Below are 10,882 nucleotides of genomic sequence, written 5' to 3'. Positions count from 1 at the left end.
TTGATATTTAACTTGTTAATTACTAATGCTATTTGTTTAATTTTATCCATTATTAAAAATCCTTTCATGTCAAAATTAGTGTTAATTGTATAACACAATTGTTTTTCGAATACATTCAAGTTTTTTTTTAAATTAATGGTCTAGTAAAAAGGGCTAAGTAGCAAGTAGCAAGTAGCTTTCAAGAATTTTTAAAAATGCAAAAAATGCAAAATGAATACCAGAAGAAAAATTTAAAGTATTAGATAATCAAAAATTAAATATATGTGCAGATGATGCTTTTATTACTTGTTGAGATGAAAATGGTTTAAAACAGCAATATTGTTGTAGAATTTTAACTTTTAATTTAGGAAAAAAAGAAATTTATTCATATAGAAATAAATTAGATAAGAAAATAACTGCATTTTTATTATTTAAATCTGGTAATGGTTTAAATCAAGAACAATTATATAATTTTACAACACAAACTATTCTTAATCATTATGATATTAAATTAAATATATTAGGAGTTCAATGAGAGTATCATAATTATAATTTAGTAGTTGCTGGTGATGGTGCATTATGAATTAAAGCAATGGCTACTTGATTGGGATGTTATTATATTTTAGATAAATATCATGCTTATAGTTATTTATGAAAATCTTTTGTTGGAGTTAAAGGTAAGAAAAAAGAATCTCATGATTGAACTAAATATATTGATGGAACAACTACTTTTGCAAGTGGAGATTGTAATCAATTACTTTCTTTTTTAAAACCTAATGTTAATGAAAAAGTATATAATTATTTTAAAAATAATGCTCATGGTATTGTCAATCAAAATGCTTCATGAAATATTGGATGTTCTGCAGAAAGTGATGTTTATCATTTTTTAAAATCTTTAACTAATGGAGCAAAAATATATAATTATCAAACATTAAATAATCTGTTAATAGCAAAAGCAAATTATTTAAATTCTAGAAATTATCTTAATAGTGGTTAAAAATTTGCAATTTCATATTTTTAAAACCTAATTTTAAGATTAGGATTTTTGTGTTGTTTAAATGTAATTTTGTAATTATATTTTTTAATATTTTTAAAATTTATGATATAATTTAATTAACAAATCATAGAATTTGCAGTTATATTGTTAATGTTACTCATAATTCTAAGGGTTAATCTCATACGTCCGAAAAATGATACTTAACTAAATCAATTATATTTTAACAAAAAATATTTTTTTATCTAAGTTTTAATTTTAGTTCCTTACTATATCTTGCCATAAAAAAGTCTCCTTACTAACTTAAAACATTATTTTTTTGCAACTTAGGGGTGACCCTTTCACATATTCAAAAATTTGTAAAATACACTTAATAAATATTTATTTTTTATTATTTCTATGTATAATTAAGATTAAATATCAATATCATATTTCAATATCAATATCATATTTCATGTTATTTGAAAGGAAAATTAAATTGAGTCAAAATGAAATATTTAGTTGAATAGGTGTTATTTCTGGTTCTAGCTTACTTATTTCTTTTATATTACTTTTAATGTTTTTATTAATAAAATTTTTATTAAATTATAAACAAAAAAACAAAGTTAAAAGAATACTTTCTTCAAATGATTTTAGTCAAATGATAGGAACGAAAAAAGAATTAAAAATAAAACTAAGAAAATATTTTAAAGAAATATTTATTAGAGATGTTGATATAAATTTATTTAAAAAATTTCTAAAATCAGAAAGTGGAGTTAATAAAAAACCAACAAAAATTGCCTGAAATTTTTTTATAATTTTGACAAGTTCAATATTAGTAAATAAATCCGAAGGAAGAGTTTCTGAAGCAATTAAAAGTATTAAAAATACTTTTGATGAAAGTAAACAAATATTATTAACTTCCGATAACAATAACTTAGTAACAGATGTAATTTTAAAAATTATGAATTTAAAAATCAGACCAATCTTAATTGCTAGTAGATCACTAACAAAAATAGACACTAATGGTAATTTCATCATTAATGATGAAAATTTAAGCAAAAAAGAAATCGAAGATTTTTGAAAACAAATTGATAAAGTTAGAAAAGATTTAATAGAAAACAAATATTTATATTTTATTTCAATACTTTCACTTTCAACTGCAACTAATGAACAACTCAAAAAATTATTAAACTACACAGATTAAAATATTAAATGTTTAAATAAAATATAAGTAAAAAACAAATTTAAATTTTTAAAACAATATCTTTAAAATTACCTATTAAGACTTATGTTTTATAATTTTTTGATTATAAAACATAATTTTTAATAATGTTAAAAAAAGGAGTTAAACAGTGAGAAAAATTTTTATTTCATATCATCATCTAAGAGAACAAGAAGAAAAAAACCAATTAGCAGAGTTAATTAAAAAGTATGCTAATTATTTAAATATAAAAGACATCTCTGTAGAAATAGGGGATATTGATACCACATGATCAAATAATGAAATCGCTAAAACTATTAGACAAAATCATTTAAAGGATACAACTATTACTATTCTTATTCTAGGAATACATACAAAATGTAGACAACATATTGACTGAGAAATTGAAGCTTCATTAAATAAATATGGAAGTTTAAATAGAAGAAAGAAGATAAATAGTTTTATAATACTTTTAACTGCTGATTTTATTAAAAAAGCAAAAACAAATTGTAATTTTAATAACACTTGTGATTATTCTTCTTTAATCACCCAAGAAAATGCTGGTCAAAGAATATATGAAACGGTAATAAATAAACATGCAATTATTGCTACTTATGATGAAATCTTTTCAGATATAATAATTCTTAAAAATTTACTTGATAAAGTTCAATCTAATCATAAAAAAGAAGAAATGTTTTATCAAAATGTTATCAGCCCTAGTTTTTTAAAACCAACTGTTTTAAAAGATAATACTAAAGATACTGTTTTTAATGAAAAAAAAGAAATAGATAATGCAAAATTAACTTCAAGTCAAGATAGTGAAATTAACAATCAATTACTACAAGAAATTACAACGGACTTTACTAAAGATGATAATAAAAGTAATCTTTTAAGAAAATTATCTTTAAAACATAATAGTAAAGATAGTGGAATTGGTAGTCAACTACAAGAAACAAGTATACTGAAAGACGAAAATTTTAAAAGAATACATCTCCATAAAAAAGATAATTCAGAAGAATGTGAAGCAAAAGAAAAATCTGAAAAAACAATGCAAGAGTTTAATAAAAAAACAAAAAAATTTATAAATTCTGGTAAAATTAATTATACACAAGAATGTCCAGAAATATATTTATCGTATCTTTAAAACATACAACTAGTAAAATAAAATTAAATATTTAAAAAGTGAGAATAAAATTCTCACTTTTTAAATATTTAATTTAGTATTCTTCTTCAAGTGAAGAATTACCCATACCTATTAACTTCTCAGTTGGCATTAAACCAGTACCGGCCGGTATCAAGTTTCCTAAAATAACATTTTCCTTTAAACCACGTAAATTATCTTGTTTTGACTTAATAACAGCATTAGTTAATACTCTTGTTGTATCTTGGAAAGAAGCAGCAGCCAAGAATGATTCTGATTCTAATGGTGCTTTTTTAATCCCTAAAATAATTGGATGACCAAAAGCAGGTTTTTTACCAGCAACAATAATTTTGGCATTAACATTCTTAAATTCTTTGATATCAACAATCGCTCCAGGCAATAATGGTGAATCATTACCTTCAACTACAAAAATACGATTCAACATTTGTTTTACAATAATTTCAATATACTTATCAGAAATTTCAATTCCTTGTAAACGATAAACACGTTGTACTTCTTTTAAAATATATTGTTGAACTTCAATGATTCCTGCTACTTCTAGTAATTGTGTAATATTAATTGCACCTTCAGTTAGTTTTTGGCCAATCTTAACATTATCACCAATTTTAATTCTTACCTGCGCATTATATTGAGTTTTGTATTCTTTATAGTCAAGTTTTGACTTTACAGTAATTGTATAAATTCCTTGCTCTTCACGAATATCTGTTACTTTACCTTCAAACTCACTAATAATAGCAACAGCACCTTTGGGATTAGTAATATCTAATAATTCTTTAATTCTTGGTAATCCTTGGGTAATATCACTACCACCAGCAACTCCTCCAGTATGGAAAGTTCTCATCGTTAGTTGAGTTCCTGGTTCACCAATTGATTGCGCTGCAATAATTCCAACTGCTTCGCCAATAGCAACAATAGAACCTGTTGTTAAATTAATACCATAACATTTTTGACAAACACCATAACTTGCTTCACAAGTTAAAACTGAACGAATATTTATTTTTGTAATTTTTGCCTCTAATATTGTTTCTACTAATTTTTCAGTAATTAATTCATTATTTGCAACAATTACATTATTTTTACTATCAACAACATCACCTTGAACAAAACGTCCAAATAAACGGTCACGTAACGGCACAATAATATTATTACGTTTTTGGTCAACAACATCACTAATTATAAAGCCATTACCGGTATTACAATCTTCTTCAGTAACAATAATATCTTGTGAAACATCAACTAGTCTTCTTGTTAAATAACCTGAGTCAGAAGTTTTAAGCGCCATATCTGCCATTCCTTTACGAGCACCATGGGTAGAAATAAAGAACTCTGAAACATTTAATCCTTCACGGAATGAAGATTTAATTGGTAATTCAATAACTTCTCCTTTTGGATTATTCATTAAACCACGCATCCCTACTAATTGAGTAAAGTTACTAATATTAGTTCTAGCACCTGAATCTCACATCATAAAGATTGGATTTTCAATATCTTTTCTTAAAACTGTTTCTAGTTCAACTTGAATATTGTTTTTAATACCACTTCATTTATTAATAATATGGTAATGACGCTCACGATTAGTTAACATACCTTGTTTATAAAACTTGTTAATTGTTTTAACATATTCATCTGCTTCTTTAAATAATCTTGTTTTACCTGAATAAGATACAACATCGCCTGCAGAAATTGTTGTTCCTGAAATTGTTGAAAATTTAAAACCAAGATTTTTCATTTTATCTAACATTTGTGCAGTTAATTGAGTTCCAAAAGTTTTAAAATATTTATGAATAATATCTGCTAAAGCTTTTTTCTTAAATGGTTCAACAATAACTCTTTTTTTAATAAATTCACGAAAATCAACATCAGTTGCAACTAAATCTTCATTATGAGTTTCAGTTAAATTAATAATATTTGGGCGATTAATAAATGGCATTCTTTCTGAAAACATTTGATTAAAAATAATCTTACCAATAGTAGTAATTAAAAATTTATTTTGATCGGTAGCAGCAAATTTACTTGCACCTAAACTAGCAACACGAATTCCAATAATAGCATGTAATGAAACCTGTTTTGTATCATAAGCTTTAATTGCTTCATTAACATCTTTAAAAATTGAACCTTGACCTAATTCATCTAATTTTTCAATAGTTAAATAATAATTACCAAGAACCATATCTTGAGTTGGCGTAACAATTGGTTTACCATCTTTAGGACTTAAAATATTTTTTGAACCTAACATTAAACTTCTTGCTTCAGCTACTGCTTCTTGAGTAATTGGCACGTGAACAGCCATTTGGTCACCATCAAAGTCAGCATTAAAAGCAGGAGTTACTAGTGGGTGTAAACGAACAGCTTTCCCTTTAACTAGAATTGGTTCAAATGCTTGAATTCCTAAACGGTGTAAAGTTGGAGCACGGTTTAATAAGACAGGACGATCTTTAATTACTTCTTCTAAAACATCTCAAATTCGTTCATCTTGAATTTCAATTAATTTTTCAGCAATTTTAATATTTAAAGCTAATTCTTGATGAACTAATCTTTGCACAACAAAAGGTTTGAACAAAATAATTGCCATATCACGAGGAATACCACATTGATACATTTTTAATTCCGGACCAACAGCAATAACACTTCGACCTGAATAATCAACACGCTTACCTAATAAGTTTTGACGGAAACGTCCTTGTTTTCCTTTTAATGTTGAAGTTAAAGATTTTAATGGACGTTTATCTCTTCCTGTTACTGGACGTGCTTTACGTTCATTATCAAATAAAGCATCAACTGATTCTTGCAACATTCTTTTTTCATTATTAATAATTAAGATTGGTGCTCCCATTTGTTTTACTTTTTTTAAGCGTTCATTACGAATAATAATTCTTCGATATAAATCATTAATTTCTGATGTTGTAAAACGACCACCATCTAACTGAATAATTGGACGAATATCAGGTGGAATCACCGGAATAGCGTGTAATACCATTCATTCTGGTTTATTTCCTGATTTAGCAAATGAATCAATAACATCTAAACGACGTTCTAGTTTTCTACGATCAGTTTGTGATTTCTTGTTTGTCAATTGTTTTTTAATGGCAAGAAATTCTTTTTCTAAATTAATATTTTTTAATAAATACTCAATAGCTGAAGCACCAATTCCAAATTTTGTTCCAGTATGTTTAGTAATAAATTGAGCACATTCATCCATTGAAAATGGACGTGAAGTATCTGCTAAAGTATCAGTTAACATTTGAGCACGAGTATAAGCAAAAGAAGAAGGTTCTAATTGTTCTAAAATTTGTGCAAATACTTTACGTAAACGATTACGAGTATCAGTTGAAGATTTAGCATTACCTAAATCCATAATCATTTTTTGTTTTAAACCTTTAGCAGTCCCTGGATCTAAAACAATATAAGAAACAAAATATGCTACTTCTTCTAAGTCTTTAGCTTTCATATCTAATGCTAACGCAATTCTTGAAGGAGAAGCCTTTAACATTCAAATATGAGTTACTGGCTCTTCTAACTCAATGTGTCCTAAACGTTCACGTCGAACAATTGCTTCAGTAATTTCTACTAAACAACGTTCACAAACTTTACCTTTATTTTTTATTTTCTTATATTTACCACAAGTACATTCATAATTTTTAGTTGGTCCAAATATTCGTGCATCAAATAATCCATCTTTTTCAGGTTTTAATGACTTATAATTAATTGTTTCTGGCTTTGTAATTTCTCCATGTGATCATGAGCGAATTTGATCGGGAGAAGCAAGAGAAATTTTAAGGGCAGTATAATGTTTTGAATTTTTTTGCATTTGCATATATTTATTACTCCTTTTCTAATCCTCAAGATAACTTTCGACTTCTTCATCGTAAGTTACAACTTTTTGTTCTTGACCTTTTTCGTCAATTAACACAATATTTATTCCTAAACCTTGTAGTTCTTTTGTTAAAACATTAAATGATTCAGGGATACCTGGCGTTGGAATTTGTTTATTACGTAGAATCGCTTCATAAGTTTTAATTCTACCTTTAATATCATCAGATTTAATAGTTAGGATTTCTTGTAAAGTATGAGCAGCACCATAAGCTTCTAATGCTCAAACTTCCATTTCTCCAAATCTTTGTCCACCATTTTGTGCCTTACCACCTAATGGTTGTTGAGTAATTAATGAATATGGGCCCACATTACGAGCATGTAATTTATCATCTACCATGTGTGATAGTTTTAACATATACATAACACCAACTGAAATTTTCTTGGCAAACTTTTCACCAGTTAAACCATCATATAATGTTAATTTATCAAAGTCATTATATTTTGCTTCTTTCATAATATCTAACAAGTCTTGATTTTTTGCACCATCAAAAACAGGGGTTGCTACTTTAATTCCTAAAGTTTTAGCAGCCATTCCTAAGTGTAATTCAAGAATTTGTCCAATATTCATCCGCGATGGTACTCCTAATGGATTTAACATAATATCAACCGGTGTTCCATCTTCTAGGAAAGGCATATCTTCAATTGGTAAGACTTTAGAAATAACACCTTTATTTCCGTGTCTTCCAGCCATTTTATCTCCTTCTCGGATTTTACGTTTTTGTACAATAAATACTTTAACTACTTCTTCTACTTCTGAAGGTAAGTCAAAACCATCTTCACGTTTATAACGTTTAATACCTTGAACAATTCCAGTACCACCATTAGGTACTCGTAATGAATTATCTTTAACATTACGTGATTTTTCACCAAAAATAGCTGCTAATAATTTTTCTTCAGCAGTTGATTGTGTTTGACCTTTTGGTGTAACTTTACCAACAAGAATATCTCCTTCTTTAACTTCAGTTCCAATTAAAACAATTCCTTCATCATCAAGATAACGTCTTGATTGTTCAGAAGTATTAGGGATTTCACGTGTAATTTCTTCTTTACCTTGTTTTGTTTTTCGACATTCTAAATTATATTCTTCAATATGCATTGAAGTATAAACATCATCTTTTACTAAACGTTCACTAATAATAATAGCATCTTCATAGTTATAACCATGTCAAGTCATGAAAGCAATAATTACATTTTGTCCTAATGCAAGTTCACCATCTTTCATCGAAGGTCCATCTGCTAAAATTTGATTAACTTCAACTTTATCACCGACTTTTACTAATGGCACATGAGTTACTGCTGTTCCTTGATTACTACGTTCAAAACGACTTAACTCATAAGTTGTTACTTCATCTTCTGATTTAATAATAATTTCATGAGAATCAACATATTGTACAACTCCCGATAAATTAGCAACAATAGCTAATCCTGAGTCACGAGCAACAGCATACTCAACACCCGTACCAACAATTGGTGTTTGTGGTTTTAATAATGGAATTGCTTGACGTTGCATATTAGCACCCATTAAAGCACGGTTAGCATCATCATTTTCTAAAAAGGGAATACAACTTGTAGCTATTGACACAATTTGTTTTGGTGAAACATCAATATATTCAACTTCGTTTGGTCCAACAATAATATTCTGACCATTACTACGAGCAATAACATTATTATTTTTAATAACATTATTAGTATCTAATTCAATATTAGCTTGTGCAATGATATAATTCTTTTCTTCACCGGCAGTTAAATATTTAATTTCATTAGTAATTTTACCTGCAATTACTTGACGGTAAGGTGTTTCAATAAAACCGTATTCATTAATACGAGCATAAGTGGCTAAATTATTGATTAAACCAATATTAGGTCCTTCAGGAGTTTCAATTGGACAAATTCTTCCATAGTGAGAATAGTGAACATCACGAACTTCTAAACTAGCACGATCACGTGATAATCCACCAGGTCCTAAAGCAGTTAAACGTCTTTTATTAGCCAATTCTGCTAATGGATTAGTTTGATCCATAAATTGTGATAATTGTGATAAGTTAAAAAACTCACCAATAATCGCTGTTAATGGTTTATTATTTGTAATATTTGCTGGTTTCATTTTATCACTATCAGTAGTTGACATTTTTTCTTTAACGTTTTTTTCAATACGTCCCATTCCGATACGAAATTGGTTTTGTAGTAATTCACCAATTGTACGAATACGACGATTTGCTAAGTGATCAATATCATCAGCATTACCAATACCATGAACAAAATTTAAAATATAAGAAAGAGTTGCTAAAATATCAGCAATAGTAATAATTACTTCTTTACACTTAGGATTAATTCCAACAACATTAATAACTTCATTTAATCTTTCTTTATCATTATAAACTTTAATTAACTGCACATAATGTTTTGGTTCACTATCACTAATTGATGTTTTTAAAGGTACTAAACATGCTCCTTCTTCTAATACTGTTTTTAGAATTTCTAATTGTGATTTACCAATTACTGTTTTTTTGGATAAAACAACTTTACCTCTAATATCTTTAATATCTTCAGCTAGAGTGTAATTTAAAATACGATCTGTAATAGCTAATTTTTGAATTAACTTATATCTTCCTGCTTTTGTTAAATCATATTTTTTTGAATCAAATAATAATCCAGTTAAAAATTTTGCAGCACCATCAACACTGGCAGTTTCTCCGGCTTTAATTTTTTTATAAATTTCTTGTACTGCTACTGGTCAATTTTGATGTTCATCATATTCATAAGTATTTAATAAAACATCATCTTTACCAATTATATTAATAACATCATCTTTAGTTAATCCTAAGGCAGTAAGTAAAGTGGTTACTGCAATTTTACGTGATTTTTCAATTTTAACTTGAATAATATCTTTAATTGCATTTTTATTACGAACTAATTTATTACGTTTAGAATCAGTTTCAAATTCTAGTCAAGTTCCACGTGATGGAATTAAATCACCTAAAAATTTATATAATCCGGTTTTTGGATCAATTTCAATTTTAAAATATGCACCTGGTGAACGAACTAATTGTGAAACAACAACCTTTTCACTTCCATTAATAATAAATGTTCCTTTTTGTGTCATTAATGGAAAATCACCTAAAAATACATCTCCTTCACGAGTTAATGTATAATCAACAATTAAAACATCTTCTTCTCTACTTTTAATAGTAACTTCAATAGTTGAAAATTCACTATTAGCATGAACATTTTTTTCTTCAAAATAATATATATTATCACTAACTTTTGGTTCATTAATATTTTTAATACCAAATTGGTCTTTAATTCAACGTATTAAATAATCTAAAATATTATCTTTAGCAGCAATAGTTAAATGACGATTATTTTCATGAATTGATAAAGATAATTTTGTATAGATTGGTGCTTCATAAGTTTTTGACTCATCTTTTGCTTCTTTTAATGTTCTTCTTGGTTTACGAAATTCTCAATCAATCAATGATAAAATAATACGATTATCATTATCAGTTACCGGAAATATTTCATTAAATACTTCTTGTATTCCTGTATCAATAAATCATTTATAAGTATCACGTTGAATTGAAATTAAATCAGGAAGATCTAAATTTCCTGATACTTTAGTATAGTCACGTCTTTTAACATAATGACCAAATTGTTTTGTAGTATATGACATTGGTTCATCTCCAATTTTAAA

The 10,882-nt window shown here is 27.0% G+C and carries 5 protein-coding genes; 3 read left to right on the top strand and 2 right to left on the bottom strand.

Annotated elements, in window-relative coordinates:
- The first annotated feature begins 571 nt into the window (after positions 1-571).
- From SPIRDC1_RS09495 to SPIRDC1_RS09485, 3 genes are all read left to right on the top strand, one after another.
- Positions 572-976 (top strand): hypothetical protein, encoded by a 405-nt coding sequence (locus tag SPIRDC1_RS09495; RefSeq protein WP_174481588.1) that lies wholly within the window; start codon positions 572-574, stop codon positions 974-976.
- 475 nt (positions 977-1,451) lie between these two features.
- The gene (locus tag SPIRDC1_RS09490; RefSeq protein ID WP_174481587.1) at positions 1,452-2,159 is read left to right on the top strand and encodes a hypothetical protein; all 708 of its coding nucleotides are present in this window, start codon (positions 1,452-1,454) and stop codon (positions 2,157-2,159) included.
- A gap of 148 nt (positions 2,160-2,307) precedes the next feature.
- Positions 2,308-3,300: a TIR domain-containing protein gene (locus tag SPIRDC1_RS09485; RefSeq protein WP_174481586.1), complete on the top strand. Its 993-nt coding sequence runs from the start codon at positions 2,308-2,310 to the stop codon at positions 3,298-3,300.
- Positions 3,301-3,373: 73 nt separating this feature from the next.
- Here the strand turns inward: SPIRDC1_RS09485 and rpoC are convergent, their stop codons facing one another.
- Positions 3,374-7,126, bottom strand: coding sequence for a DNA-directed RNA polymerase subunit beta' (gene rpoC / locus SPIRDC1_RS09480; protein WP_174481589.1), 3,753 nt, complete (start codon positions 7,124-7,126; stop codon positions 3,374-3,376).
- Positions 7,127-7,150: 24 nt separating this feature from the next.
- Positions 7,151-10,861, bottom strand: coding sequence for a DNA-directed RNA polymerase subunit beta (gene rpoB, locus SPIRDC1_RS09475; protein WP_174481585.1), 3,711 nt, complete (start codon positions 10,859-10,861; stop codon positions 7,151-7,153).
- Between the last annotated feature and the right edge of the window lie 21 nt (positions 10,862-10,882).

This window comes from Spiroplasma endosymbiont of Danaus chrysippus, from assembly GCF_902809815.1.
GTDB lineage: Bacteria > Bacillota_I > Bacilli_A > Mycoplasmatales > VBWQ01 > Spiroplasma_E.
The sequence above is the reverse complement of the archived record's forward strand: the minus strand, read 5'-3'. Positions and strand labels throughout refer to the sequence as shown.